Genomic DNA, 25,692 nt, shown 5'->3' with positions numbered 1-25,692 from the left:
GTCATCGGCATGCCAAGAAGCTGAGCCACTCCGCCGGAGGAGTAGCTCAGCTCGACGATCTCCTCCCAGTCGTCATAAGCAGGTCCACATTCTGTCGTCCCGACGGTCGGCAGAGGCCATGCTGACGACGGCTGAAAGCTGACCCTCTGGCGGCGGGTGACCCGGACCCCCCTTGTCGCCATAGTGAGGGGTGCTGAAGGTGGAGGACTGGGCGGAGATCCGTCGTCTTCATCGGGCTGAGCAGATGCCGATCAAGGCGATCGCCCGCAAGCTCGGGGTCGGCCGGAACACGGTGCGCCGGGCCCTGGCCCGTGACGAGCCGCCGCGCTATCAGCGCCCGGCAAAGGGTTCGATCGTCGACGTCGTGCAGCCGCAGATCCGGACCCTGCTGGCCGAATGGCCGCAGATGCCGGCGACGGTGATCGCCGAGCGGATCGGCTGGACACGCTCGCTGACGGTCCTCAAGGAGCGGGTGCGAGAGCTGCGTCCGCAGTTCGTGGCGCCGGATCCGGCCTCGCGGACGGACTACCGGCCAGGCGAGCTCGCGCAGTGCGATCTGTGGTTCCCACCGGTGGAGGTCCCGCTCGGCGCCGGGGCAGGTCGGGCGCCCGCCGGTGTCGGTGATGGTGTCGGGCTACTCGCGGGCGATGACCGCCCGGATGCTGCCTTCCCGCCAAGCCCCGGACCTGCTGGCCGGGCACTGGGCGCTGCTGGGCGGGTGGGGGCGGGTGCCTCGGGCGCTGGTGTGGGACAACGAGTCCGCGGTCGGGTCCTGGCGCGGCGGGCGCCCGCAGCTGACCGATGCGATGAACAGCTTCCGCGGCGCACTCGGGATCCGGATCATCCAGTGCAAGCCCGGCGACCCCGAAGCGAAGGGGCTGGTCGAGCGCGGCAACCGTTATCTGGAGACCTCGTTCCTGCCCGGGCGCCGCTTCAGCTCACCGGCGGACTTCAACGCCCAGCTCGGGGTCTGGCTCGCGCGGGCGAACACCCGCCGGCACCGCCGGATCGGCTGTCGCCCGGTCGACCGCTGGGCAGCCGATCACGGCCACATGCTCGTCCTGCCACCCCTGGCCGCGGGTTCGGCGCTGATCGGCTGGGTGCACTCGGTGCGGCTGCCGCGTGATCACTACGTCCGTCTCGACGCCAACGACTACTCCGTCCACCCCTCCGCGGTCGGGCGGCGGGTCACCGTCACCGCTGACCTCGACCAGGTGCTGGTGTCCTGCGACGGTCGTCGCGTCGCCCGCCACCGCCGTTGCTGGGCCCGGCATCAGACCCTCACCGACCCCGCCCACGCCGCCGCTGCCGCGGCGATGCGCGCCGCCCGCACCGCCCAGCTCGGCGAACCTCCCCGGCCGGGGTCGAGGTCGAGCAGCGCACTCTGTCCGACTACGACCGCATCCTTGGTTTGAGCGAGGTCTGCTGATGGCCAGCAAGACCAGCGCCGGGTCGACCTCCACGAGCTCGGCGGGCCGCAACGTCACCTCGGAGATCGCGTTCCTGACCCGGACGCTCAAAGCGCCGTCGTTGGGGGGGCGGTCGAGAGGTTGGCCGAGCGGGCCCGCACGGAGGGCTGGACCCATGAGGAGTTCCTGGCCGCCTGTCTGCAGCGCGAGGTCGCCGCCCGCGAGGCCCACGGCGGCGAGGGCCGGATCCGGGCGGCGCGCTTCCCGGCGCGGAAGTCGTTGGAGGAGTTCGACTTCGACCACCAGCGCTCCCTCAAACCGACGTGATCTCCCACCTCGGGACTCTGGACCTCATCACCCGCAAGGAGAACGTGGTGTTCCTCGGCCCACCCGGGACCGGGAAGACCCACCTGTCGGTCGGGCTCGGGATCAGGGCCTGCCAGGCCGGGCACCGCACCGCGTTCGCCACCGCCGCGCAGTGGGTCGCCCGCCTCGCCGAGGCCTACCACGCCGGACGACTCCAACACGAACTCGTCAAGCTGGGCCGGGTCCCGCTGCTGATCATCGACGAGTTCGGCTACATCCCGTTCGAGGCCGAGGCGGCGAACCTGTTCTTCCAGCTCGTCTCGTCCCGCTACGAGCGCGCCAGCCCGATCGTCACTTCCAACAAGCCCTTCGGCCGCTGGGGCGAGGTGTTCGGCGACGACGTCGTCGCCGCAGCAATGATCGACCGCCTCGTCCACCACGCCGAGGTCATCTCCCTCAAAGGTGACAGCTACCGACTCAAGGACAGAGACCTCGGCCGCGTCCCCGCAGCCACCAAGACCAACGACTGACCACAACCAAAGGGATCCGTTTTCGCCCGCCGCCAGGGGGTCCAGATTCAGCCGCCGTTGGCAGGCCGGTGGTTTCTCGACGGAGCCACCGACCTTCGTCGTTTCCACCTGCGGAACACGCTGTGCAAACCGTGTGATTCGGCGACGACCTCGTCCCAGTGGGTCGCGTCCGCAGAATGGCCGTGGTGACACGACCTCCCCGTGGATCGACGAACAAGCGACCATCCGGACGGTCCGTGGCCAAGGCGAGACGTCGCACCAGCATCGGTCGGATCTCCTCGATCAAGGGCTGCCTCGCAGACAGTTCGTCACCGAGCGTAGGAGCGATCTTCGCGGAGGGGGTGGGTGCAGCGCACCCTCCCGACCCGGCTGACACCCTGCGAATCTTGGTCGTCAAGCCCAGCCACGGGCCGCCGGCATGACGGTGGTCAACGAGCACGACCCGACACCTGATGGCCGAGAACGACCGGCTCGCAGCCGAACTGGCGTGCGAATGCCCCACGACGGAAGCATCACGATGACCATGAGATCGGCCGCGACCATGCCCCACAGTGCGCCGGACGCGACCGCGTCCTCGCTCCGGACGGCGGGGGCGGCGAAGTGAGCGGAAACGAGTCCGGCTCGGCAGGGCGCACCTGGCTCGGGGTCGCCACTCTGCTGGTGGGCACGCTGCTGCCCCCGCTGGACTTCTTCATCGTCAACCTCGCCATCCCGTCCATCCAGGACGAGCTCGGCGGTGGGGACCTGCTGGGCCAGCAGGTCGTGGCCGCCTACGCGGCCACCTATGCCGTCACCCTGATCCTGGGCGGCCGGGTCGGCGACCTCTACGGTCGCCAGCGCGTGTTCCTCGTCGGCCTGATCGGGTTCGCGCTGGCATCTCTCCTGTGCGGCATCGCGCCCGCACCCGCCGTGCTCGTCGTGGGGCGCATCCTGCAGGGCATCACCGCGGCGTTGATGGCGCCGCAGTCGCTGGCGCTGATCCGGGCCAGTCTCACCGGACGGCAGCAGAGCATCGCCCTCGGCTTCCACGGCGCCGTGTTCGGCCTCGCCGCCGTGCTGGGTCAGTCCCTGGGCGGGCTGCTGGTCGCCGCCGACGTGTTCGGCCTCGGCTGGCGCACCATCTTCCTGATCAACCTGCCCTTCGCGGCGATCGCGGTCGCGGGGAGCCTGGTGCTCCGTGCGCCGCGGCCGGAACGCACCGAGTTGCTCGACGTCATCGGCGCGGTCCTGCTGTTCGTCGGCCTCGCCGGGATCGTGGTTCCGCTGGTGGAGGCGGAGTCCCTGGGCTGGCCGTGGTGGTGCTGGGTCGTCCTCGTCGCCGGTGCGGTGACGCTGGTCGGGTTCTGGCGCCGCCAGCACCGCCTCGCGCACGACACCGTCGACGGCCCCGCCCTGCGGGTGAGGCCGCTGGTTCCCCCGGCCTCGATCACCGCTCCGGGGGTTCGCGGCGGGCTCGTGGCGCTGCTGCTGTTCTACTCGATCGCGGCGTTCTTCCTCGCCTTCTCGACCTACCAGCAGGCGGCAGGTCGGAGTCCCTTCCAGGCCGGTCTGGACATCCTCCCGCTGGGCGTCGGCTTCCTCATCGGCCCACTGACCGTCCACCGCCTGACCGGCCTGCTCCCCCGAGGCGTCGCTCCGCTCGGCCTGGGCCTGGAAGCCGCGGGTTTCGTGACCTTCGCCGCCCTGACCGTCGCCCTCGGGCAGACGGCATGGACCGCGGTGCCGCTGGCGGTCATCGGCTTCGGGCAGGGGCTGGCCCTCCCGTCGCTGATCCGTCTCACGGTCGCCCGCGTTCCCGGCCGGTACGCCGGTCTCGCCAGCGGCCTCGTCAGCGCCACCCTCCAGATCAGCGCGGCCCTCTCGGTGGCGATCATCGGGACGATCTACTTCGCCGTCGCAGGCGCAGGCGGCCAGACCATCGCGATCACCACCACCGCTCTGATCATCGCGGCGCTGCTGCTCTCCGCGGCAGTGCTGGCGCGTTCGGTCGCGGCCGTCCCCGCCGTGGACAGCAGCGTGCGCGCCGGCACACCGGCCACCGTGGTCCCCGAGAGATGATGCTCACCATGAGCGCGTCGGTCCGCCACTGCGCCGCCCTTCTGCGTCCCCCAAGGTGGGTGCAGCACAGCCTGGGATGAGAGGACCCCGGGCTTTAGCGTCGACACCATCGCAAGGGCGGGCACCCACGCCCTCAACGCAGTGGATAGGCGGTCGGCATCATGTCTCGCAGGTGGCTCATCACAGGATGTTCGGGCGGGCTCGGAAGGGTCCTCGCGGAGGCAGCCCTGAATCGCGGAGACCAGGTCCTGGCCACGGCCCGTGACGCGCGGTCGCTGGAGAACCTCGTCGCCCGATACCCGCAGACATGCCGCGCGACGACCCTCGACGTCACGAAGGAGGGCGACGCGGCCGCGGCGGTCGCCCTCGCCGAGCAGGAGTTCGGCGGCCTCGACGTCCTGGTCAACAACGCAGGCCACGGCATGCTCGGGGCGATCGAGGAGGGGACGCCCGAGGAGTACCGCCCCCTGTTCGAGACCAACGTGTTCGGCGTGATCGAGACGACCCGGGCCGCCCTGCCCGCGCTGCGCAAGAGCGGCGGCGGCCGGATCGTCATGATGTCGTCCGGTGCCGGGATCGCCGGCATAGCGGGCGACGGTTACTACAACGCCACGAAGTTCGCGGTGGAGGGCCTGTCGGAGGCGCTAGCGCAGGAGGTGGCGCCCTTCGGGATCGCGCCGACGATCGTGGAGCCCGGCCCGTTCCGGACCGAGTTCCTCGGCCGGTCCATGCGGATGGCCGCGGCCGAGATGCCGGAGTACGCCGAGACCGCCGGGGTCCGCCGCCGGTATCGCGCCGACCACGACGGGCAGCAGGCAGGCGACCCACAGAAGGCGATCGACGTCGTACTCCGGGCGATCGACGCCGAGCGCCCGCCGCTGCACCTCCCACTCGGCGATCGGGCCTACACGCTCGCCCGGACGAAGTTCGCGGCCTTCCTCGAGTCGATGGACGAGTGGGAGCCGCTGGCCCTGAACACCTCCTTCGACACGGCCTGAGCCTGCTCCGCCAGCCCGACAGGGAGTGATACACCCTCCCTGTCGGCAGGCCGGCGGGGTTACCGTCGAGGTATGAACCGGGGTATGGGTCGAGGCACGGACCGCGCCGCCGAGCGGGGCGCTGGGCGGGGTCCCGTACTGGGCGAGTTCCTGGCCGCCCGCCGGGCCCTGGTGTCCCCGGCAACCGTCGGGCTCCCGGACGACGGCGCCCGGCGGGTGCCGGGACTGCGCCGTGAGGAGGTCGCCCTCCTCGCCGGCGTCAGCACCGACTACTACATCCGCCTCGAGCAGGGCCGCGAACGGCACCCCTCGCGTCAGGTGCTCGAAGCCCTGGCCGGCGCGCTGCGCCTGGATGAGGACGCGGCCCGCCACCTCTACCAGATCGGCCTGCCCACCTTGCAGGCCCTCGCCACGGAGACGACCACCACGGTCGCCGCACCGTTGCAGCAGTTGCTCGACCAGATGCACACTGTGCCCGCCTTCGTCGTCGGCCCCGGCCAGGACGTCCTCGCCGCCAACGCCCTCGCGGAGGTTCTCTACCGCGGGTTCGCGCGCTTCGACAACCTCCTGCGCATGATCTTCCTCGACCCCCACGCGCGCGAGTTCTACGCCGACTGGGACGGCTGCGCGAGCGTCGCGGTGCGCAACCTGCGCGCCACCACCGCGGTACCCGACCAGCGCACCGAACAGATCATCGGCGCCCTCACCGTGCGCAGCCCCGCCTTCGCCGCCCTCTGGGCCCGCTACGAGGTCGGTCCACGCATCCAGGAGGACAAGCATTTCCACCACCCCGACATCGGGGAGATCCGGCTGCACTTCGAGAAGCTCACCATCGACAGCGCGCCCGGCCAGCACCTCTCGGTCTACACCGCCGAACCCGGCACCGCAGCCGCCGACGGTCTCGCCCTGCTCACCAGCCTGGCCGCCGACCGGGCCACGGTGGACCAGCCCTCGGGCCGCTGACCGGGCGCTCCCGGTCACTCGAGGACGCGGCCCTTCGTCTCCGGGCTGAGGAGGGTGGTGACCACGCCGATCAACACCAGCACGACCGAGTAGAGGGAGAAGACCCACACGAGGTCGTGGCTGCTGAGCCAGGCAGGATGTACGGCGCCGTGCCGCCGAAGATCGCGGCGATGAACGAGTAGGGCACCCCGATCCCGGAGGCGCGCACCGCGGTCGGGAACAGTTCGGCGAAGTAGGCAGGCTTCTTCCCGACGAACGCGCCGAGGAAGAACAGCGCCACGACCATGATCCCGAACCTGCGCCACGCGGAATTGTTCAGCGCGGCCATCAGGGGGAAGGACAGCACGACGAACGCGACACCGTAGGTGAGGAAGATCGGCTTGCGGCCGAAGCGGTCGGAGAGCTTGCCCCACAACGGGAGCGTGGCCATGAAGACGAGGTTGGCCGCGACCGTGGCCCACAACGCCCCCGACGCGGGAACACCCTTGGTGGTGATCGCGAACCCGGACAGGCCGATGGCCCAGGTGTAGTAGACGATCGTGCTGGCGAGGCTGAACCCGACGATCAGCGCAAGGCTCCGCTTGTTCTCGGTCAGACCGCGCAGCAGGTCTCGGGCAGGGTACTGATCACGGAGATCCTCTTCGCCGGCCTCCGCGCCGGCGCCTGAGGACCCCGGTCACCCGCGCCGATCCGCCCGCGACCGTCGCTACGGCCGGACCCCACCATCCGCAGGGCCAGCCGGCAGTAGTGGTCGGCGATCTGCTCGGGCCCGAACTCACCCTCGGGGTCGTACCAGCGCGGCACGTCCGTGCCGAGCGAGGAGAGCGCGAGGCCGGTCAACCGCACGCTGTCGGCGTCGAACACCCCGCCCGCCGGGCCACCCGTCACCCGGCCAGTACGGCAATCAGCTGGGCGATCCCGCGAAGGCCGCCGAGGCCGTGCTCTTGATCGCCGGCCGACCCGACGCGCCCGTCCACCTCGTGCTCGGCTCGGACGCCCTGCGGCTCGTCGGCGGCGCCCGCAAGGTCGTCGACGAGGAGATCGAGAACTGGGCCGAGCTGAGTCGCAGCACGGACATCCCCGACGGAGCTCAGATCACCACCTGATCCCGAGTGGCGACCGGGGCGTGCGAGCGGGTCGGGTCCACGTGTCAGGAGATGCGGTCCTCCATGTCAGGCGAGCCGCACCCCGACCTCACTCACATCCCACGACCGGGGCGGACCGGCAAGGCGACGTCGTCGAGGAGCAGGGCCGCGACGTGCGGACCCGCGTGCAGCGACCCCTCCTCGATGCGCACGGCAAGGTCCAGAATCCGGCGGTTGACCGGAGCCGCCAGGCCCAGGCGCTCCGCCTCGGCCGCCACGTACCCGTTGAGCTGGTGCACCTCGCTCCGCCGGCCCTTGAGCCAGTCCTGCAGCACCGTGGTCTTCTGCCCGTCGATGCTGAACGTGTCGTGCACGACGTCGAGCAGGACGGTCGCGACCCGCTCGGGATCGGCGACGGCGGCGGCGTCCAGCCCCAGGACCGGTCGGATCGTCCGGCCGGCGGCGATGCCCGTGCGGACGGCCTCGTTCCCGGCCTCGATCATCAGCTCCCGCATGCCCGGGATCTCCGCCGCCGCACGCACCGTCGTGTTCAGCACGGCGGAGGTGACCAGCTCGGTGGCGTTGGCGACGAGCTTCATCCACTTCGAGGAGAGGATGTCGTCGGAGACCTCGACCGTCCCGGAGTGCTTCAGCAGGCCCGCCACCTCCGCGGCCCGCTCCTGGGCCGCCGGGGTCAGGCCACCGACCGCGAACCACGACTGCGAGCGGGGGGTGTCCCGCTGTACCACACCGGGATCGAACATCGTGGAGGCGACCTCGATGACCGCGCCCAGGGCGCGTTCCACGCCGACCACGTCGGCGATCGTCTCCAGGGTCATGCCGTTCTGGATCCCCACCACGACCCCGTCGGGGGCCAGGACGGACGAGATCAGCTCGCACGCCCACCGGGTGTCGTAGGCCTTCACCATCACCAGCACGACGTCGAAGCGCTCGCGCAGCGTGGCCACCTCGCACAGGTCGATCGCCCGGACCCGGGTGACCTCGCTGGCGTCGGGCATCTCGATGCGGATCCCGTGCTCGCGGATCGCGCGCACGTGCTCGGGCCACTGCTCGACGAACGTGACGTCCAGTCCGGCCCGGGCCAGGTCGGCGCCGATCGAGCCGCCGTTGGCGCCGGTGCCGAGGACCGCGATCCGGGTCATCGGCCCGCCCCCACGATGCCGGCGGTGCTGCGGACTGCGTGCATGGACGTGCTCCCTGTGTCTCGTCGACGAGGTACGGAAGAGGTGGTCGGACGGCTGGTCAGACGGCAGCGGCGCGGGTGCGCGTCCGGTGCGCGCGGAGGGCGACGGGCACCGCGGCCATGATCCCGAGGGCCAGCGCGAGCCCGCCCCACGCCGGACCGGCGAATCCCCCGAGCCCGACCGCCGCGTCCAGCGACAGCGCACCCGGCCCGGTGAAGCCGAGCGCCGCGGCGACGATCCCGTAGAGCAGCGGCACCTCGCAGCCGCCCTTGACGGCCCAGAGGCCCTTGTCCGCCAACGCCAGTGCGGCGACGGTCATCGTGCCCACGACGGCGGCCGACCCCAGCGGGGTGAGCAGGCCCAGCACCATCGACGCCGCGCCGGCCAGCTCGGACAGGCCGGCCACGGCGGCCATCGCCTTCCCGGGCCGGTGTCCCCAGGCGTCGAACATCGTCCCGGTGCCCGCGAGTCCGGCACCGCCGAACGAGCCGGTGAGCTTCTGGGAAGCGTGGCCGGCCAGCAGCACGCCGACGAGCAGTCGCAGGATGAGCAGGCCGACGTCCATCGGGTCGGGGTCCTCCCGGGGTGGGGCGGTCGGGATGCGGGAGGCGTCAGCCGGCGCGCTTGTCGGCGGGAGCCGGCGGGGTGGCCCGGATCGGCTCGTCGGTGGCCACGCTGATGAGCAGGGACGCGGTGTGCGCGATGTGGTCGCGCAGCAGCTGCCCGGCGAGATCGGCCTGTCGACCCACCGAGGCCTCGAGCAGCGCGCGGTGCTCCCCGGCGAGGTCGCGGTCGGGCTCCTGGCCGAACGACACCGACCACTGCCGGTAGAGCTCGGCCTCCTCGCGCAGGGCGCGGGCGACGTCGAGCAGGCGCCGGTTCGTGCAGCCGTCGATCAGCGCCAGGTGGAACTTCGCGTGCGCGGCCGTCCACTCGTCCGTGGGGTGGTCGGGATCGTCGTCGCTCATGAACACCGCGCGCTCGAGCACGTGGTGGGCGGCGACGGCGCGGGACTCCCACTCCACGTCGCCCTCCTGCACCGACAGGCGCAGGACCAGCGACTCGATCTCGATCCGGGCGCGGGTCAGGTCCGCCAGGTCCTCATACGACAGCGGCGTGACCACGTAGCCCTGGTGGGGCTGGGTCTTGACCAGGCCCTCCGCGGTGAGCCGGGTCAGCGCCTCGCGCGCCGCGCCGACGCTGACCCCGTAGTGCTCGCAGAGCTCGGGGAACTTCAGGCGGGATCCCGGGACCAGCCGACCGGCGAGGATGTCGCTGCGCAACCTGCGATGCACCTCGTCGGTCCGGGTTCCGGACACTCCTTGTCTGGCCACAGCTCGCACCTTACACGCCGATGCGAACGAGGCAATGACTTTCGAAAGATGCTTGACGCTTCGAGCTGCCGCCGCGTAGACATGTGCCACCGACACCGAAGCCGGTGTGGTCGTCGGCCCCGGAACAGGGGGGCCACGGCCCTCATTCCCGAGGAGCAGTCGCGTGCGATTCGCCAGCATCTCCGGTCGGCTCCACCAGGTCGTCAGCCCTGGTCGAGTCGTGGACCTGAACGCCGCCAGCGGTGGTCGGCTGCCCGCCGACCTGCAGGAGGCATACGAGCACTGGGACTCGGTCCTCGAGTTCGCCGCCACCGGTAGCGGTGACGTGCGGGAGGTCGCCGAGGAGGAGTTCGGCAACCCGGTGCCGACCCCGCGGCAGGTCTTCGCGATCGGCCTCAACTACGCCGAGCACGCCGCCGAGTCGGACTTCGCCGTGCCCGACCACCCGCCCGTCTTCACCAAGTTCGTCAGCTCCCTGACCGGCCCGTTCGGCGAGATCACCCGCCCGCCGGGCAATGTCGACTGGGAGGTCGAGCTCGTCGTCGTCATCGGCCGGCCCGCGCACCGGGTCGCCGCGGCCGACGCGTGGTCCCACATCGCCGGCGTCACGGTCGGCCAGGACATCTCCGAGCGCATCCTGCAGGCGTCCGGGCCCGCTCCCCAGTTCAGCATGGGCAAGTCCCACCCCGGGTTCGGCCCGATCGGCCCGGTGCTGGTCACCCCCGACGAGCTCCCCGACCGGGACGATCTCGAGCTCGGCTGCCTCGTCAACGGGGAGCAGATGCAGAAGGGCCGGACCCGGGACATGGTCTTCCCGGTGCCCGAGCTGATCGCCCGGCTCTCCGCGGTGACCCCGCTGCTGCCCGGCGACGTCATCTTCACGGGCACCCCTTCTGGCGTCGGCCTCGGCCGCACCCCGCAGCGCTGGCTCGAGATCGGCGACGAGCTCGTGACCTACATCCGCGGGATCGGCGAGATGCGCCACCGCCTGGTCGCCCCCGCGGCCTGAGAGCCCGGCTCACCGGACGAGAGGGAGGGTCGATGCCGCTCCACCGACTGAACTCGATCACCATCGGGGTGCCCGACGTCGCCGCGACGACCGCCTACTACACCGACTTCGGCCTCACGCCGGAGGCGGACGGCTGGCTGTCCAGCACCGACGGCGGCCGGCAGCTGCAGATCGTGCCCGCGCCCACCCGCCGTCTGGTCGAGGTGTCGATCGGCGCCGAACACCTGGACGACATCGCCGGTGTGACCCACCGGCTGCGGGGCGCGGGCATCCCGGTCGAGGAGGACGGGACCGGCGTGCGCACCGTCGAACCCGTGACAGGGACACGGGTGGTGGTACGGATCGCCGATCCGATCCGGCAACCCCCGACCCCGGCGACCCCGTACAACGCGCCGGGCCGCATCGACCGCGGCACCGGCCGGGCCCCGGGGGTCCTGCGGGACACCCCGGTCCACCCGCGCAAGCTCGGCCACGTGGTCCTCGGGTCCACCGACTACGAGGCCACCGTCCGGTTCTTCACCGACCTCGTCGGGTTCAGGGTGAGCGACCGGATCGGCGGGCACGGCGCCTTCCTGCGGTGCTCGACGGACCACCACAACCTGCTGGTCCTCAACGCGCCGGTCGCCTTCCTGCACCACAGCTCCTGGCAGGTCGACGACGTCGACGAGGTCGGCCGTGGTGCGTTCGCGATGCTGGAGGGCAACCCCGAGCGCCACGTCTGGGGCCTCGGTCGCCACCACGCGGGATCGAACTTCTTCTGGTATCTGAAGGACCCGGCCGGGAACTTCTCCGAGTACTACTCCGACATGGACAGCATCCTCGACGACCAGCTCTGGTCGCCGGAGACGCTCGAGGGCGCGCGCGGGCTCTTCAACTGGGGCCCGCCACCGCCGCCGTCCTTCCTCGCGCCGGACGATCTCGCCGAGATCATGACCGGCGCCCACCAGTCGCGCTGACCCCACTCCTCGCGTGCCCTGCGGGCGGCCCCGGTACCTCCGGTGCCAGCTCCCCGACAGCCGCGGACTCAACGATGATCCGTAGGAGACCCGATGCCCACGAAGGCCCGACGGCTGCCGTCCTGGCTGGCCGGCACACTCGTCCTGCTCGGTGCCGTGCTGCTGGCCGCCTGCAGCACCACGACGACCACCACCTCCGGGGCGAGCGGTACCGGGACCGTCACACCGCAGCAGCAGAAGGTTCTCGACGACGGCTTCGCCGGCGTCTTCCAGCAGCCCCCGACGAGCGGGCCCGCCGCGGTCCGCGGCAAGACCGTCTGGTTCATCTCCTGCGGTGAGAACTTCGAGGCCTGCCACACCATGTCGGCCTCGTTCACCGAGGCCGCGCAGAAGCTGGGCTGGAACGTGCAGGTCGTCGACACCAAGTACTCGGCGGCCAGCGCCAACACCGCCATCGGCCAGGCCATCGCCGCGCGGGCCGACGGCATCGTGACCGCCGCGTTCGACTGCCCGCAGATCAAGAGCGGGCTGATGGCGGCCAAGGCGGCGAACGTGCCGGTGGTCAACTACGCCGCGCTGGACTGCGACGACCCGAGCTTCGGCGGTGGCGAGAAGCTGTTCGCCGCGACGCTGAACACGATGGGATCGACCAACACCGGGGACTACTACGCCGCGCGTGGCAAGTACAACGCCGACTTCCTCGCCGCGACGCTGGCCCAGCGCGGGGTGGAGAACCCGAAGGTGCTGGTCGTGAAGAACGTCGACCAGGTCATCCACGCGACCGGGTGGGAGGCGTTCGCCACGGAGATGGCGGTCGCCTGCCCGAAGTGCCAGCTCGTCGACGTCGTCTGGAACATCACCGGGTTCCCGAACCCGGCCGGGCAGATCTTCAAGACGGCGCTCACCGCGAACCCGGACGCCGCCGCTGTCGCCTACGACTCCGACTCGTTCATGTCCGGTGCCTTCGCCTCCGCCGTCCGCCAGTCCGGGCGCACCGACATGGTCGTCTGCTGCGGTGACGGGCAGCTGTCCGGCAGCCAGCTGATCCGGGACGGCGTGGTCACCGCGACCAGCCTGATCCCCTACGAGTACGACGTCTGGGCCACGGCCGACACGCTCAACCGCATCTTCGCGGGGGCCGACCAGCCGAACCAGGGCGGTGGCTTCGTCTACGTCGACAAGGAGCACGGTCTGCCTGCCGAGGGGCAGCCGATCACGACCCCGGTCGACTTCAAGCGCCTGCGGGAGCAGGTCTGGACCGGGGGGGCCTCGTGACCGCGCTGGCCGTACGGGGGGTCACCAAGACCTTCGGCGCCACCCGCGCGCTCGACAACGTGTCCTTCGAGGTCCGAACCGGACAGATCCACGGCTTGCTGGGCGGCAACGGTTCCGGCAAGTCCACCCTGATCAAGATCATGGCCGGGGTCTACACGGCCGACGCCGGCGAGCTGCAGGTCGGCGACCGGTCGGTCGCGGCCGACGCCACTTCGCCGGCCCGGGCCCGGCAGAGCGGCCTGCGGTTCGTGCACCAGAGCACCAGCACCTTCCCCGAGCTCACGCTGGCCGAGAACATCGCCATCGGCGACCGGTTCCCGACCAGCGCGGGCCGGGTGCGGTGGTCCGAGCTGCGCCGCTACACCGCGCAGCTGCTCGAGCGCTTCGAGATCGACGCCCACCCGCGGGACCGCCTCGGCGACCTGCGGCCGGCGGACCAGACGATGGTCGCGATCGCACGGGCGCTGCAGGACGACACCGCGGGGCTGTCGGTCCTCGTCCTCGACGAGCCGACCGCCTCGCTGCCCGAGCACGAGGTCTCGGTCCTGCTCGACGCCCTGCGGCGCTACGCCGCGGCGGGACAGACGATCCTCTACGTCAGCCACCGCATGGACGAGGTGCTCTCGCTGACCGACGCGATGACGGTGCTGCGCGACGGGCAACACGTGATCACCTGCTCGACCGAGGGCATGACCGAGGCGGAGATGGTCTCGCACATCGTGGGACGCCCGGTCGAGCGGGTCTTCGCCGAGCCGGCGGCCGACCCCGACACCGTCGGTGAGCCGGTACTCGAGGTCGACGGCCTGGCCGGCGGCCCGCTGCGCGGGATCGACCTGAACGTGCGCGCCGGCGAGATCGTCGGCATCGCGGGCCTGCTCGGCACCGGGCGCACCGAGCTGCTGCGGATGATCTTCGGTGACCATCCCGTCGAGGCCGGCACCATCCGGCTGGAGGGGAGCACGGTCCGTCCGCGCACCCCCGGCGAGGCCATGAGGCTCGGCATCGCCCACGTGCCAGAGCACCGCGAGGCCGAGGCGGCGTTCCTCGACATGTCGGTGCGGGAGAACCTCTCCGCCGCCGAGGTCGTGAAGTACTGGGTCGGCGGCCGGCTCGACCGGCGCCGCGAGCGCCGGGACGCGGATCGGGCCATCGCGGACTTCGCGGTCCGCACCGCCGGCCAGGACGCGCTGATGTCGTCGCTGTCCGGCGGCAACCAGCAGAAGGTGGTCCTGGCCCGCTGGCTGCGCCGCAACCCGCGGCTGCTGCTGCTCGACGAGCCCACCCAGGGGGTGGACGTCGGCGCCCGTGCCGACGTGTACGCCGCGATCCGGGCGGCCGTGAACGACGGCATGGCCGCGGTGGTCGTCAGCTCGGACTTCGACGAGCTGGCCCACGCTTGCGACCGCGTGCTCGTGCTGCGCGACGGCCGCGTCACCGCCGAGGTGCGCGGCGACGACCTGCACCGCCACCGACTGACCGAGCTGGTCTACACCAAGGAGGGCACTCCGTGACCACCTCACGGACCGCGGAGGGACCGACGGCCCCGTCCGCGGCGACCCCGCCGCCCGCTCCGCGGACGCCGCGCCGCCGGACCACGTCAGGCCCGGGCGTCCTGCTCGAACGGTTCGGCCTGCTGATCCTGTTCGTCGCGCTGATCGTGCTGTTCGTGGCGCTGCGCCCCGGCACCTTCGCCACTGGGGCGAACTTCCGCGCCATCGCCATCTCGCAGTCCGTGCTGGCGGTGGCGGCGCTGGCCCTGATGCTCCCCCTGGTGGGCGGCCGGTTCGACGTCTCGGTCGGGGCGAACCTGGGGCTCTGCTCGATCGTGACCGCCTCGCTCATGAGCCGGTTCGGGCTGCCCCTACCGCTCGCGATACTGGGCGCCCTCGTCGTCGGCGGCCTGATCGGCGCGCTCAACGGCGCGGTGGTCGCCTACCTCGGCGTCAACTCGATCATCGCGACGCTCGGGGTCGGGACGGTCATCGGCGGCCTCGTCACGGCCTACACCCAGGGCGTGCCGATCAGCTCCGGGCTCTCGCCAGCGCTGGCCCGGATCAGCACCCAGCTCGTCGCCGGGCTGCCCGTGCTGTTCGTCATCATGATCGTGATCGCGGTGGTCACGTGGTTCGTGCTCACCCAGACCCCCTTCGGCAGGCACCTGGCGGCGGTCGGCTCCAACGCCGCGGCGTCCCGGCTGACCGGGCTGCGGGTCAGCCGCCTGGTGCTGCTCAGCTTCGTCGGCTCGGGCCTGCTGGCCGGCCTCGCCGGCGTGCTGCAGGTCGGCGCGCAGGGCAACGGCGACCCGACGATCGGCGGCCTGCCCTTCATCCTGCCCGCGCTGGCCGCCGTGTTCCTGGGCGCGACCACCTGGCACCCGGGGACGTACAACGTGCCCGGCACCGTCCTGGGACTGTTCTTCCTGGGGACCACGATCAGCGGCCTGACGCTGCTGGGCGTGCAACCCTGGGTGACCGATGTGTTCAACGGTGGCGCCGTCGTCCTGGCGATCGTGTTCTCGGCGCAGCTCAAACGCCGCCGGACCGGTTTCCTGGACATCGGCAGCTGACCGACGGGCGAAGGAGCCTCTCATGACCAAGTTGCTCATCACGGGCGCGGACGTGATCACCATGGATCCCGCCGCCGGCGAGCTGCGCGACGCCGACATCCTCGTCGAGGAGGGCCGGATCGTCTCCGTCGGGCCCGGCCTGGCCGACACCGGGATCGACGCCGAGGTGGTCGACGCCAAGGGCATGATCGCCATGCCCGGCATGGTGGACACCCACCGTCACCTCTGGCAGACCCCGCTGCGCGGTGTCGGTGCTGACTGGCTCGTGCCCGACTACATCCGGGGCGTCCGCCTGCAGTTCTCCGAGCTCTACCGCCCGGAGGACATGTACGCCGGGAACTACCTCGGCGCCCTCGACGCGCTGAACTGCGGCGTCACCACGGTCGTCGACTACTGCCACAACATCGTGACCGCCGACCACGCCCACGGCGCCGTGACCGGCCTGCGCGACGCGGGCATCCGCGCGCTCTACGGCCACGCGCTGACCCCGGTCACCACCAACGGCTGGGACGAGACCCCGCCGGACGGCATGCCCACCGGCGAGCTCGGGCAGTACAAGGAGCGGCTGGCGCTGGCCACGGAGATCCGCGACGAGTACTTCGCAGGCTCGGACCAGCTGCTCACCTTCGGCATCTGCCCGCAGGAGCTGCCGATCGCGCCGATGGACGAGATCGCCCAGGAGGTCCGGGACTCCCGCGACCTCGGCGCGCGGATCGTGGTGCACGCCAACCAGCACTGCGTGCGGCAGATGTACGCCGACGTCGCGCACTTCGGCAAGGCGGGCATCCTCGGCCACGACATGCTCTTCGTGCACTGCAGCTTCATGAGCCAGTACGAGTGGCAGCTGCTGCGCGAGGCGGGCGCCTCGGTCTCGATCTGCACCCAGACGGAGATGCAGATGGGCATGGGCTTCCCGCAGATCGCGGAGGCCACCCGCTTCACCCACGGCCCGAGCATCGCCAACGACTGCGTGATCGGCATCGGCGGCGACATGATCGACATCGCCCGGACCACGCTGCAGGTCAGCCGCTGGAAGTCCGACGAGCCCGGCTACCAGCGTTGGCTCGCCCCGCAGACGATGTCGTGGACCGCCCGGGACGCGATGTCCTGGCTGACCGTGAACGGCGCGCGCGCCGCCGGGCTCGGCGACCGCGTCGGCTCGCTGACCCCGGGCATGCAGGCCGACATCGTGCTGGTGGACATGCGCGGGATCAGCCAGGCCGGCTGGTACCGCAAGGACCCCATCGGCGCGGTCATCGGCCAGTCGAACTCCGGCAACGTCGACACCGTGGTCGTGGCCGGGAAGGTGGTCAAGCGCGGCGGCCGGCTAGTGCACGTGGACGTGGACGCCGCGCTCGCCACCATGGCCCGCACCCACGACTACCTCTACGAGCAGGCGGAGGCCAACGGCGGCGTGCTGCCGCAGCCCCCCGTCGAGATCCCGATGTACAAGGACCGCGCATGAGCACTCCCCTCCCGGACCAGGAGATCGCCGTCGGCGGCCTCCCGACGATCTTCCGCGCCCTGGGCGCGGACACCACCGGCACCATCAGCGTGGTCGAGCAGGTCGTCTCCCCGGGCGCCCTGGTGTGGCCGCACGTGCACACCCACCACGACCAGGTCAACGTCGTGCTGTCCGGTGACCTGGGGGTCCGCATCGGCGACCGCGAGTGGACGGCGGTCCCGGGCGAGACGATCGCGAAGCCACGTCTCGTGCCGCACACGGTGTGGAACGCGACGGACCGCCCGGTGCGCATCCTCGAGATCAGCTCGCCCTCCGACTTCGAGGACTACTTCCTCGCCCTGTCCGCCCTGAGCCCCGACGACGTTGCCGCCCGCACCGAGATCCAGCAGCGCCACGGCGTGTCCGGAGTGCCCGGCTGGGCCGAGGAGCTGTCCGAACGCTACGGCGTCCACCTCTAGGAAGGATCGTCTCGTGAACGTCTGGTCCGTCGACATCGAGGCGGTGCCCGAGCACCTCGGCACCGCCAGCAGCAAGTACCTGATCCCGAAGGAGTCCCTGCAGGGCGAGACCGAGGGCACCTATCTCGCCCTCGTGTCGGTCTTCGAGGTCGCCGGCGGCAGCACCATGGCCGCCCACCACCACCCCACCCACGAATTCTGGTTCGTCGTCCACGGCGAGGCCGTGATGCAGGTGGCCGACGAGGCCCGGCGCATCAAGCCCGGCGACCTGATCTACACCGAGCCCGGCACCCCGCACCAGATCCGCGTGGAGTCCGAGGAGACCTTTCGCGCCCTGGCCTTCGCCCTGGGCTACCCCGGACAGGGCTCCCAGCACATCGACGTGGAGCTGGACAGTGTCGACGTCGACTGACGACCTGTTCCCCGGCTTCACCGCGCACCGGCTGCCGACCACGGGCGGGGACCTCTTCGCCCGTGTCGGCGGGCCGGAGCAGGCTCCCCCGCTCCTGCTGTTGCACGGCTACCCGCAGTCGCACCTGTGCTGGCACCCGGTCGCGGCCGACCTCGCCCGCGACTTCCGCGTCGTGGCCCTGGACCTGAAGGGCTACGGCGCGTCCGCCGCGCCCGCCGGTGACGGCGGGGCGCACGCGTACGCGAAGTTGACCTTGGCGGCGGAGGCCGTCGAGGCGATGGCCCGGCTCGGCCACGACCGCTTCGCCGTCGCCGGGCACGACCGCGGGGCCCAGGTCGCCTACCAGCTCGCCCTGGCCTCCCCGCAGCACGTGGACCGCCTCGCCGTGCTCGACAACCTGCCCGTGCACTCGGTGTGGGAGATCATCGAGGGCACGCCCGGGGCGCTGCCCCACTGGAGTGCCATGGCCGCCCCGGACGCCGAGGCCTCGCTCACGGTCGACTCGATCGAGCACCTCGTCCGTGTCCACACCGCGGACGGCACGCTCGACCCGTTCTCCCCGGCCGCCCTCGCGGAGTACCGCGAGATGTGGACGCGGCCGGAGAACGTGCACGCGTTCTGCGAGGACTACCGGGCCGGCGCCACCAGCGACCGGCGCGCCGACGAGCGGTTCCTCGCCGACGGCCGCACCGTCGACTGCCCCACCACCGTCATCTGGGGCAAGGCGTTCCTCGGCGCGGGCGCCGAGTCGCCTGTGGGTTGCTGGCGCCGCACCTTCACCCCCGACGCCGTGGGGGTCGAGGTCCCCAACGGGCACTTCGTGGTCGAGGAGAGCCCGCGCGAGACCCTCGCCGCGCTGCGCGACCTCATGGACCGATGACGTCGGGGCGCACGGACGAGTGCGCCCGCCGCCAGCGGGCCGTGTGTCGGAGGACGCTGCCGCGGACCTCGGTCGGGCACGCTGCTGAGAGGAGGTGCGCGGCACGCCGGCCGTCTCAGCCGCTCATGCCGCCGTCGATCGCGAAGATCGACGCGGTGATCCTCGCTGAGGCGTCGGAGGCGAGGTAGAGCGCGGCGCGGGCGGTCTCCTCCGGCGTGGTGTGGCTGCCGAGCGGGATCATCCCGTCGAATGTCATCGCGGCCGTGTCGCGGTCGAGCCCGGTGGCGCGCATCTCGATGTCGGCCTGGAAGACGGTGGAGGTCGGCCCGGGGTGCAGGGTGTCGACCCTGATCCGCCGGCCGGCCAGCTCCTTCGCCGCCGAGCGCATGAGCCCGACCTGGCCGTGCTTGGCGGCACCGTACGCGCAGAGGTCCCCGAACCCGATGAGCCCGACCACGCTCGAGGTGATCACGATGCTGCCGCCGTCACGGACGTGCGGGACGGCGTGCTGGAGCACGGTGGAACGCGCCGAGGACGTGGACCTGCAGGGTGTGGGCGAAGACGTCCGAGGGGTAGTCCTCGATCCTCGCGACCGCACCGCTGGTCCCCGCGTTGCTGAGGACGTCCCTCTCGATCGTGGGCGTCGACTGCGCTCTTGTGCCGGTGGAGGCCGTCGGCGATGAAGGCCGCGACGTGGGCCGTCCACGTCGCCGTCGTCACCCCCGCCGCCGCAGCAGCTGCGCGGATGAGATCGCGCTCCCCGGCGGTGAATCGCACCCGCACCGCCGCGGTTCGACGGGCCGGATCCGGACTACGCCGGCGACGAGGAGAGCACACGTTCACCAGCCTCGCTGCGGCCTGTGCCGAGTTCGTGCTCAGCCGTGCAGCACCACCACGGTGACCGCGAGGATGGCAGGTTCGCCACGGCCGTGAACGCCTCGAGCGGACAGTTGCCCGCGCCCGCGCCCGCGCCCTGACCGGCCAGCGACGCGTCCACCCGGGTGACCCCCTCCTCCACCGCGACCACCGAGTTCGCCACGGCCAGCGACAGGTTCTCGTGTGCGTGGATGCCGATCTGGGTCGACGGGTCGAGGATGTCGCGGTACGCCCGGATGCGGTCCCGGACGCCGTCCATGGTCAGCCTGCCCCCGGAGTCGGTGACGTAGTCGCAGTGAGCGCCTGCGTCTTGCATGATCTTCGCCTGCTTCGCCAGGTCCGCGTCGGATGCCATGTGGGACATCATGAGGAAGCCCGACACGTCCATGCCCAGATCACGGTCCTTGGCGATGTGCTGGACCGCGATGTCGGCCTCAGTCGCATGGGTGGCGACCCGCACGGAGCGCACGCCGAGGTCGAAGGCCTTCTGCAGCTCGTGCACGGTGGCGATCCCCGGCAGGAGCAGCGTCGTCAGCACCGCCTTCTCGACAGCGCCCGCGGCCGCGGAGATCCAGTCCCAGTCGGTGTTGCTGCCGGGCCCGTAGGTCAGGCTCGCGCCGGCGAGACTCGATGGCCTTCGACGTGGTCTCGGTGAACTCGTCGATGTTCGCCCGGGTGCCGACAGAACTCCGCGAAGACGAGCGACTCGATGCAGTCCACCGGTCCACAGACATGAGCGACGCGGCATCCACACACCCGTGCCCATGCGGCGCCCACGAGCCTCACGGGCGGCTGACCGAGTTCCAGGACGAGGGCCGAGACGGCCTCGCTGAACTCGCGTACGGTGCAGCCGGTCCGCGTGCTCGTGGCTTCCCGACAGGACAGGTCGAGGGTGGCACTCGAGAGGTCCTGGAAACTCCCGGCGAGCGGGAACCAGTCGACGCGAACAACACGATCCAGACACGAAGACGAACGCGGGCACCCCCGGCACCTCACGAATGGTGTCGCGGACGGTCGCGCCGTGCCGCACCGTCGCAGCCGACCGCGACCACGGCGTGGACACGAGACGGCCGCGCCAGCGGCCCCACGGCGCCGGGCGTGCTTACGGCTGGCTAGGCGCCGGGACGAGGTCGATCATGTGATATCAAGCAACGCCGCCGACCAGAGATCAGGGCCCGACCTGCACCGGCCTGTACGACCCCCGGCTAGCGTGGGCGCGGGCGACCGGGTCGCCCGTGACCGAGCAGAAGGGACGGGTGCTGCTATGACGGGGACCGGGTCACGACGTCGACTGATGGAGAACGAGCTGCTGGACCGGGCGGCCGGCCTGTTCGCCGAGCGCGGCTACGAGGGCACGACGTTGCAGGACATCGCCGAGGCGATCGGCATCACCCGACCCTCGCTCTACAACTACATCAAGAGCAAGGACGAGCTGCTGGGCATGCTCGTCTCCGGACTCACCGAGACCGCCGCCGCCGAGCTCGCCGAGCTGGAGGCGGACGAGGGTAGCGCGGCGGTCCGACTCACCCGCTCGGTGCGCTCGGTCGCACTGCGGGTGTGCGAGCACCCCGCCCGCTTCCGCCTCCTCGACCGCTCGGAGCACCTGCTGCCCGCCACCTTCCGGGACCGGCACGAGTCCGCGAAGCGGGCGATCCTCGCCCACATGCGGGCGATCATCGCCGACGGCGTGGCGCGCGGCGAGTTCTGGCCGCTCGACGAGCGCACCGCCGCACTGTCCATCGTGGGCTCCTGCAACTGGGTCGCCTGGTGGTACCGACCCGACGCGCCGAACGCCGATCCGCTGGCCCTGGCCGACCAGCTCGCCGAGATGGCCGTCCGGTCGGTCGCGCGGCCGGAGGCCCGGTCCAGCCCCGAGGCGGCGCTCGCGACCATCCGCGCGGACCTCACCTACCTGGAGAAACACCTCCGCTAGCCCTACGCGCCCCGACACGGCCGTCACCCCAGGAGGTGGCGGCCGTTCTTCGTGCCTTGACAGGTGTGACCGCGGCCTCTACGTTTCCGACTTATCAGTTGTTTTTGCAACTCCAGAGTCGGAGGTGCGATGAAGAAGGTCTCCTCGCTCGACGAGATGGTCGCCGCGGTCCCGCCGCACGCGCTGGTCTCCTTCGGGGGCGGCGGGATGGTCCGCAAGCCGATGGCCGCTGCGGCGGCGCTCGCCGCACGCGAGACGCCCGTCCGGCTGTCGGTCTTCCTCGCCGGCCCGGAGGTCGACCTGCTGCTCGGGGCCGGACGCGTCGAGCAGCTCGACTACGCCTACGTGGGCCTCGACACGCTCGGCCTGTCCCCCAACTTCCGGCACGCGCGGGAGAAGGCCGGGCTCCCCGCCGTCGAGTGGACCGAGGCGATGTACATCGCCGGGGTCGAGGCCGCGACGCGGCGGGTGCCGTTCGCCCCGACCCGCAGCGGGCTGGGGGTGGACATGATGGAGCTACCCGGGATCCCGTTCCGCCGCTTCGCGTGCCCGCTCACCGGCGAGGAGCTGACCGCGGTGCCCGCCATCGCACCGGACGTGCTGTTCCTGCACGCCAACGAGGCGGACACGCGCGGCAACGTGCGGATCACCGGCGACGGCTTCCTCGACGCGCAGCTCGCCCGGGCCGCGTCGACCGTGTACGTCACCGTGGAGCGGGTCGTGGACCGGTTGCAGGGCATGACCGAACGCGAGACCACGATCTCCCGGCTGTGGGTCACCGCGGTCGCCGAGCTCCCGGGCGGGGCCGGGTTCACCGCGCTCTACCCGGAGCACCCGCTGGACTATGCGCAGGCCGGCGACTACGTCGCGCACTGCGCCGACCGGGAGTGGGCCCGCGCCTACGCCGCGAAGGGAATTCCCGCATGACCGGTGAGTACACGGTCGAGGAGCAGGTGATCACCGTCCTCGCCGACATCTACCGCGGCGAGGTGATCGCCGTGAGCGCGACGGTCTCGGGCGACATCGCCGCCCGTCTCGCCAAGGCCCTTTACGCCCCCGAGATCGTCCTCATGGCCGGGGGCAGCATGGCCGGCTTCGACTGCGTCCCCACCCCGAAGGTGCTCAACGACGAGTGGATCACCTCGCCGACAGCGGCCCGCGGCTCGGACTGGACCGAGGCGTTCGACTTCATCTCCGCGGGCAAGTACGCGATCACCATGGGCCCGGTCCAGGTGGATCGCACCGGCTCCTGCAACATCTCGGTGCTCGGCGACTGGCGCAAGCCCAAGGTCGCCATGATCGGTTCCCGGGGCATCCCCGACGACATGGTCCGGCTAGCCGAGATGACCTTCCACGTGCGCAAGCACACCCCCCGCGCGCTGGTGGAGAGGGTGGACTTCCGGTGCGGGCTGGGCTTCGGGCCCGACCGCGACCGGCTCGGGCTCACCCTCGGCGTCCCGCGGATGCTGGTCACGAACCTGGGGGTCTTCGACTTCGACCGGACCGGTGCCGGCATGCGGGTGCGGTCGCTGCACAAGGGCGTGACGTTCGAGGACGTGCAGCAAGCCACCGGGTTCGAGCTGCTCCCGCCGGACGGGGCGATCCCGGCCACCCGGCCGCCGTCGGAGGAGGAGCTGCACTGGATCCGTGAGCGGCTCGACCCGCTCGGGGTGCGCCGGCTCGACAGTCCCTCCCCGCCCGCCGGGCTCCTGGCGGAGCTGGCCGAGCGGGAGCGGGAGCTGCTGCCGTGACCTGGGACTTCAGTACCGATCCGGAGACCGACCGCGAGCTGGCGTGGATCCGGGAGTTCATCGACACCGAGGCCGTGCCGCTGGAGGCGCTCGACCTGCCGCGCGAGGAGTTCGACCGGGTCGCCGCCCCGTTGATCGCGCAGGTCAAGGAGCGCGGGCTGTGGGCGGCGCATCTCGACACCGCCCACGGCGGCACCGGCCGCGGGCAGCTGCGGCTGGCGCTGATGAACGAGATCGTCGGCCGGTCGCGGGTCGGCCCGCTGCTGTTCGGGACGTCCCCGCCCGACTCCGGCAACCTGGAGCTGCTCGCCGCCCACGGCTCGCCCGAGCATCGGGTGCGCTACTTCGAGCCGTTGTTCGCCGGCACGGTCCGTTCGGCGGTCGCGATGACGGAGCCGGGCGCCGGGGCGGACCCGACCCTGCTCACCACCCGGCTGGTCCCCGACGGGGGCGGCTGGCTCCTCAACGGGCACAAGTGGTTCGCCACCAACGCCTCGCTCGCCGACTTCCTGCTGGTGATGGCGGTGTCGGATCCCGACGCGCCGCCGCGGGACCGGGCGAGCGTGGTGATCGTCGATCGGGAGACCCCGGGCGTCGAGATCCGCCGGGACATCGCCACGATGGAGAACCCGCACCCGCGGCCGGCGCAGATCGAGAATCACTGCGAGGTCGTGTTCACCGACGTCCGGCTCCCGGCGGGTGCGGTGCTCGGCGAGCCGGGCCGCGGGTTCGCGATCATGCAGGAGCGGCTCGGCCCCGCGCGGCTGCACCACTGCATGCGGTGGATCGGCCAGGCCCAACGCGCGTTCGAGATGCTCTGCGAGCGCGCCACCTACCGGTTCACCCACGGGTCCGTGCTGGCGGACAAGCAGACGATCCAGAGCTGGATCGCGGACTCGGCCGCCGAGATCGCCGCCGCGCGGCTGCTCACCCTGCACGCCGCGTGGAAGATCGATACTCTCGGCGCCAGGGCCGCCCGGACCGACATCGCCCTGATCAAGTTCCACGGCGCGAAGGTGCTGCACGACGTCGTGGACCGGGCCGTGCAGGCCCACGGCTCGCTCGGGTTCTCCGCCGACCTGCCGCTGGAGTCGATGTACCGCCGGGCCCGGGCCGCCCGGATCTACGACGGCCCCGACGAGGTCCACCGGCAGAGCGCGGCCCGGCTCCTGCTGCGCGACCGCAAGCCGCCCGCCGACGGCGTCCCCACCGAGCACCTGCCCACGGTGCGCCGGGCCGCTCGGCACCGGTTCGGCCTCGACACCCCGGACACCCCGGACAGCCCGGATACGGAAGGTTCCGCATGACCACCGAGATGGAGACCGTCCGCTACGAGATCCCCGAACCGGGGATCGCCGTGATCACCCTCGCCCGGCCGGAGAAGCGCAACGCGCAAGACGTCCGGATGACCTACGAGCTCAACACGGCCTTCGAGCAGGCCGCCCGGGACGACGCGGTGAAGGTGATCGTGCTGGCCGCCGATGGCCCGCACTTCTCCGCCGGGCACGACCTGCGCGACGTGGTGTGGCACCCGGAGTTCGACCAGGTGAGCACGTGGGGCGGCTACGGCGAGCCCGGCGCCGAGGGCTGGGTCGCCCGCGAGGAGGAGATCTACCTGGAGATGTGCGCCCGCTGGCGCAACATCCCCAAGCCGACGATCGCCTCGGTGCACGGCCGCGCGATCGGCGGCGGGCTGATGCTCGCCTGGGTCTGCGACCTCATCGTCGCGGCCGACGACGCGGTCTTCGCCGATCCCGTCGTCGCGATGGGGGTGTGCGGGGTGGAGTGGTTCGCCCACCCCTGGGAGCTCGGTGCCCGCAAGGCCAAGGAGCTGCTGTTCACCGCGGACTCGTGGAGCGCCGAGGAGGCGCACCGGCTCGGAATGGTCAACCAGGTCGTCCCGCGCGACACGCTCACCGAGTACACGATGGACCTGGCGCGGCGGATCGCCGACAAGCCGATGTTCGCGTTGCGCCTGACGAAGGAGGCGGTCAACCAGGCCGTCGACCTGCAGGGCCAGCCGTCCGCGATCCGGGCGGCCTTCTCCCTGCACCAGCTCGCCCACACCCACAACCTGGAGCGGTACGGGATCTGCCTGGACCCGTCCGGCATCCCGCCCGCGCTGCAGGACACCTTCCCCGCCGCCGAGCCCGGCGACGAGGTCCGCGAGAAGCGCCGCGCCGCCCGGGGCGGACGAGCATGATCGCTACTGACACCCACGCA

The 25,692-nt window shown here is 71.6% G+C and carries 27 protein-coding genes and 2 pseudogenes; 21 read left to right on the top strand and 8 right to left on the bottom strand.

What is annotated here, in order from left to right; translation table 11 throughout:
* Positions 1–190: 190 nt before the first annotated feature.
* The 6 genes and pseudogenes from istA (at position 191) to ABD990_RS22735 (ending at position 6,264) form a co-directional block, all read left to right on the top strand.
* Positions 191–1,429, top strand: a pseudogene (gene istA / locus ABD990_RS22760) (IS21 family transposase).
* Between the two features lie 121 nt (positions 1,430–1,550).
* Positions 1,551–1,736: an ATP-binding protein gene (locus ABD990_RS22755; protein ID WP_345382757.1), complete on the top strand. Its 186-nt coding sequence runs from the start codon at positions 1,551–1,553 to the stop codon at positions 1,734–1,736.
* A complete protein-coding gene (gene istB, locus ABD990_RS22750) occupies positions 1,733–2,245 on the top strand; it encodes an IS21-like element helper ATPase IstB (RefSeq protein ID WP_345382756.1) in 513 nt (170 codons plus the stop codon). The genes ABD990_RS22755 and istB overlap by 4 nt, the downstream gene beginning before the upstream one ends.
* Before the next feature lie 600 nt (positions 2,246–2,845).
* Positions 2,846–4,303, top strand: a complete 1,458-nt coding sequence (locus ABD990_RS22745) for an MFS transporter (RefSeq protein ID WP_345382755.1) — start codon at positions 2,846–2,848, stop codon at positions 4,301–4,303.
* A 161-nt stretch (positions 4,304–4,464) separates the two neighbouring features.
* A complete protein-coding gene (locus ABD990_RS22740) occupies positions 4,465–5,301 on the top strand; it encodes an oxidoreductase (RefSeq protein ID WP_345382754.1) in 837 nt (278 codons plus the stop codon).
* Positions 5,302–5,385: 84 nt separating this feature from the next.
* Positions 5,386–6,264 carry a helix-turn-helix domain-containing protein gene (locus tag ABD990_RS22735; RefSeq protein ID WP_345382753.1) on the top strand — a complete coding sequence of 293 codons (879 nt, stop codon included), beginning with the start codon at positions 5,386–5,388 and terminating at the stop codon, positions 6,262–6,264.
* Between the two features lie 70 nt (positions 6,265–6,334).
* Here ABD990_RS22735 and ABD990_RS22730 read toward each other — a convergent pair whose 3' ends face one another.
* Both ABD990_RS22730 and ABD990_RS22725 read right to left on the bottom strand, forming a co-directional pair.
* Entirely contained in the window at positions 6,335–6,859 is a 525-nt protein-coding gene (locus tag ABD990_RS22730) for an MFS transporter (protein ID WP_345382810.1), read from the bottom strand.
* Positions 6,856–7,152 carry a TetR-type transcription factor C-terminal domain-containing protein gene (locus tag ABD990_RS22725; protein ID WP_345382752.1) on the bottom strand — a complete coding sequence of 99 codons (297 nt, stop codon included), beginning with the start codon at positions 7,150–7,152 and terminating at the stop codon, positions 6,856–6,858. The genes ABD990_RS22730 and ABD990_RS22725 overlap by 4 nt, the downstream gene beginning before the upstream one ends.
* A 50-nt stretch (positions 7,153–7,202) precedes the next feature.
* Between ABD990_RS22725 and ABD990_RS22720 the strand changes: the two genes are divergently transcribed.
* On the top strand, positions 7,203–7,370 hold the full coding sequence (locus tag ABD990_RS22720; protein WP_345382751.1) for a hypothetical protein: 168 nt from the start codon (positions 7,203–7,205) through the stop codon (positions 7,368–7,370).
* A gap of 92 nt (positions 7,371–7,462) precedes the next feature.
* Here ABD990_RS22720 and ABD990_RS22715 read toward each other — a convergent pair whose 3' ends face one another.
* From ABD990_RS22715 to ABD990_RS22705, 3 genes are all read right to left on the bottom strand, one after another.
* Positions 7,463–8,512 (bottom strand): ketopantoate reductase family protein, encoded by a 1,050-nt coding sequence (locus ABD990_RS22715; RefSeq protein ID WP_345382750.1) that lies wholly within the window; start codon positions 8,510–8,512, stop codon positions 7,463–7,465.
* Between the two features lie 100 nt (positions 8,513–8,612).
* The gene (locus tag ABD990_RS22710) at positions 8,613–9,119 is read right to left on the bottom strand and encodes a DoxX family protein (protein ID WP_345382749.1); all 507 of its coding nucleotides are present in this window, start codon (positions 9,117–9,119) and stop codon (positions 8,613–8,615) included.
* Positions 9,120–9,165: 46 nt separating this feature from the next.
* Positions 9,166–9,849 (bottom strand): GntR family transcriptional regulator, encoded by a 684-nt coding sequence (locus tag ABD990_RS22705; RefSeq protein ID WP_345382809.1) that lies wholly within the window; start codon positions 9,847–9,849, stop codon positions 9,166–9,168.
* Positions 9,850–10,051: 202 nt separating this feature from the next.
* On the opposite strand from ABD990_RS22705, the gene ABD990_RS22700 reads away from it, so the two are divergent.
* From ABD990_RS22700 to ABD990_RS22660, 9 genes are all read left to right on the top strand, one after another.
* A complete protein-coding gene (locus tag ABD990_RS22700) occupies positions 10,052–10,897 on the top strand; it encodes a fumarylacetoacetate hydrolase family protein (RefSeq protein ID WP_345382748.1) in 846 nt (281 codons plus the stop codon).
* Between the two features lie 32 nt (positions 10,898–10,929).
* Positions 10,930–11,853, top strand: coding sequence for a VOC family protein (locus ABD990_RS22695; RefSeq protein WP_345382747.1), 924 nt, complete (start codon positions 10,930–10,932; stop codon positions 11,851–11,853).
* Between the two features lie 93 nt (positions 11,854–11,946).
* On the top strand, positions 11,947–13,128 hold the full coding sequence (locus tag ABD990_RS22690) for a sugar ABC transporter substrate-binding protein (RefSeq protein WP_345382746.1): 1,182 nt from the start codon (positions 11,947–11,949) through the stop codon (positions 13,126–13,128).
* Positions 13,125–14,639 (top strand): sugar ABC transporter ATP-binding protein, encoded by a 1,515-nt coding sequence (locus ABD990_RS22685; RefSeq protein ID WP_345382745.1) that lies wholly within the window; start codon positions 13,125–13,127, stop codon positions 14,637–14,639. The genes ABD990_RS22690 and ABD990_RS22685 overlap by 4 nt, the downstream gene beginning before the upstream one ends.
* The gene (locus ABD990_RS22680; RefSeq protein ID WP_345382744.1) at positions 14,636–15,694 is read left to right on the top strand and encodes an ABC transporter permease; all 1,059 of its coding nucleotides are present in this window, start codon (positions 14,636–14,638) and stop codon (positions 15,692–15,694) included. The genes ABD990_RS22685 and ABD990_RS22680 overlap by 4 nt, the downstream gene beginning before the upstream one ends.
* 22 nt (positions 15,695–15,716) lie before the next feature.
* The gene (locus ABD990_RS22675; RefSeq protein WP_345382743.1) at positions 15,717–17,159 is read left to right on the top strand and encodes an amidohydrolase family protein; all 1,443 of its coding nucleotides are present in this window, start codon (positions 15,717–15,719) and stop codon (positions 17,157–17,159) included.
* Entirely contained in the window at positions 17,156–17,617 is a 462-nt protein-coding gene (locus ABD990_RS22670) for a cupin domain-containing protein (protein WP_345382742.1), read from the top strand. The genes ABD990_RS22675 and ABD990_RS22670 overlap by 4 nt, the downstream gene beginning before the upstream one ends.
* Before the next feature lie 13 nt (positions 17,618–17,630).
* Positions 17,631–18,029: a cupin domain-containing protein gene (locus tag ABD990_RS22665; RefSeq protein ID WP_345382741.1), complete on the top strand. Its 399-nt coding sequence runs from the start codon at positions 17,631–17,633 to the stop codon at positions 18,027–18,029.
* Positions 18,013–18,909 carry an alpha/beta fold hydrolase gene (locus ABD990_RS22660; RefSeq protein WP_345382740.1) on the top strand — a complete coding sequence of 299 codons (897 nt, stop codon included), beginning with the start codon at positions 18,013–18,015 and terminating at the stop codon, positions 18,907–18,909. The genes ABD990_RS22665 and ABD990_RS22660 overlap by 17 nt, the downstream gene beginning before the upstream one ends.
* Positions 18,910–19,024: 115 nt before the next feature.
* On the opposite strand, the gene ABD990_RS22655 is transcribed toward ABD990_RS22660, so the two are convergent.
* The 3 genes and pseudogenes from ABD990_RS22655 to ABD990_RS34485 form a co-directional block, all read right to left on the bottom strand.
* Positions 19,025–19,426 carry an SDR family NAD(P)-dependent oxidoreductase gene (locus ABD990_RS22655; protein WP_345382739.1) on the bottom strand — a complete coding sequence of 134 codons (402 nt, stop codon included), beginning with the start codon at positions 19,424–19,426 and terminating at the stop codon, positions 19,025–19,027.
* Positions 19,427–19,720: 294 nt separating this feature from the next.
* Positions 19,721–20,470 (bottom strand): hypothetical protein, encoded by a 750-nt coding sequence (locus tag ABD990_RS22650; RefSeq protein ID WP_425569641.1) that lies wholly within the window; start codon positions 20,468–20,470, stop codon positions 19,721–19,723.
* Positions 20,448–20,519: pseudogene (locus tag ABD990_RS34485) on the bottom strand (hypothetical protein); the annotation flags it as partial. The gene ABD990_RS22650 and the pseudogene ABD990_RS34485, both read right to left, overlap by 23 nt.
* 560 nt (positions 20,520–21,079) lie before the next feature.
* Between ABD990_RS34485 and ABD990_RS22640 the strand changes: the two are divergent.
* The 5 genes from ABD990_RS22640 (at position 21,080) to ABD990_RS22620 (ending at position 25,672) form a co-directional block, all read left to right on the top strand.
* The gene (locus ABD990_RS22640) at positions 21,080–21,718 is read left to right on the top strand and encodes a TetR/AcrR family transcriptional regulator (RefSeq protein ID WP_345382738.1); all 639 of its coding nucleotides are present in this window, start codon (positions 21,080–21,082) and stop codon (positions 21,716–21,718) included.
* A gap of 129 nt (positions 21,719–21,847) precedes the next feature.
* Complete coding sequence (locus ABD990_RS22635) at positions 21,848–22,645, top strand: CoA transferase subunit A (RefSeq protein WP_345382737.1); 798 nt, start codon at positions 21,848–21,850, stop codon at positions 22,643–22,645.
* Positions 22,642–23,469: a CoA-transferase gene (locus ABD990_RS22630; protein WP_345382736.1), complete on the top strand. Its 828-nt coding sequence runs from the start codon at positions 22,642–22,644 to the stop codon at positions 23,467–23,469. The genes ABD990_RS22635 and ABD990_RS22630 overlap by 4 nt, the downstream gene beginning before the upstream one ends.
* Positions 23,466–24,776: an acyl-CoA dehydrogenase family protein gene (locus ABD990_RS22625; protein ID WP_345382735.1), complete on the top strand. Its 1,311-nt coding sequence runs from the start codon at positions 23,466–23,468 to the stop codon at positions 24,774–24,776. The genes ABD990_RS22630 and ABD990_RS22625 overlap by 4 nt, the downstream gene beginning before the upstream one ends.
* Positions 24,773–25,672, top strand: coding sequence for an enoyl-CoA hydratase (locus ABD990_RS22620; protein ID WP_345382734.1), 900 nt, complete (start codon positions 24,773–24,775; stop codon positions 25,670–25,672). Before ABD990_RS22625 ends, ABD990_RS22620 begins: the two co-directional genes overlap by 4 nt.
* The last annotated feature ends 20 nt before the right edge of the window (positions 25,673–25,692 follow it).

This window comes from Pseudonocardia yuanmonensis, from assembly GCF_039542425.1.
GTDB classification, from domain to species: Bacteria; Actinomycetota; Actinomycetes; order Mycobacteriales; family Pseudonocardiaceae; genus Pseudonocardia; species Pseudonocardia yuanmonensis.
Note: the sequence above shows the minus strand (reverse complement) of the source record. Positions and strands in the feature narration are given on the sequence as shown.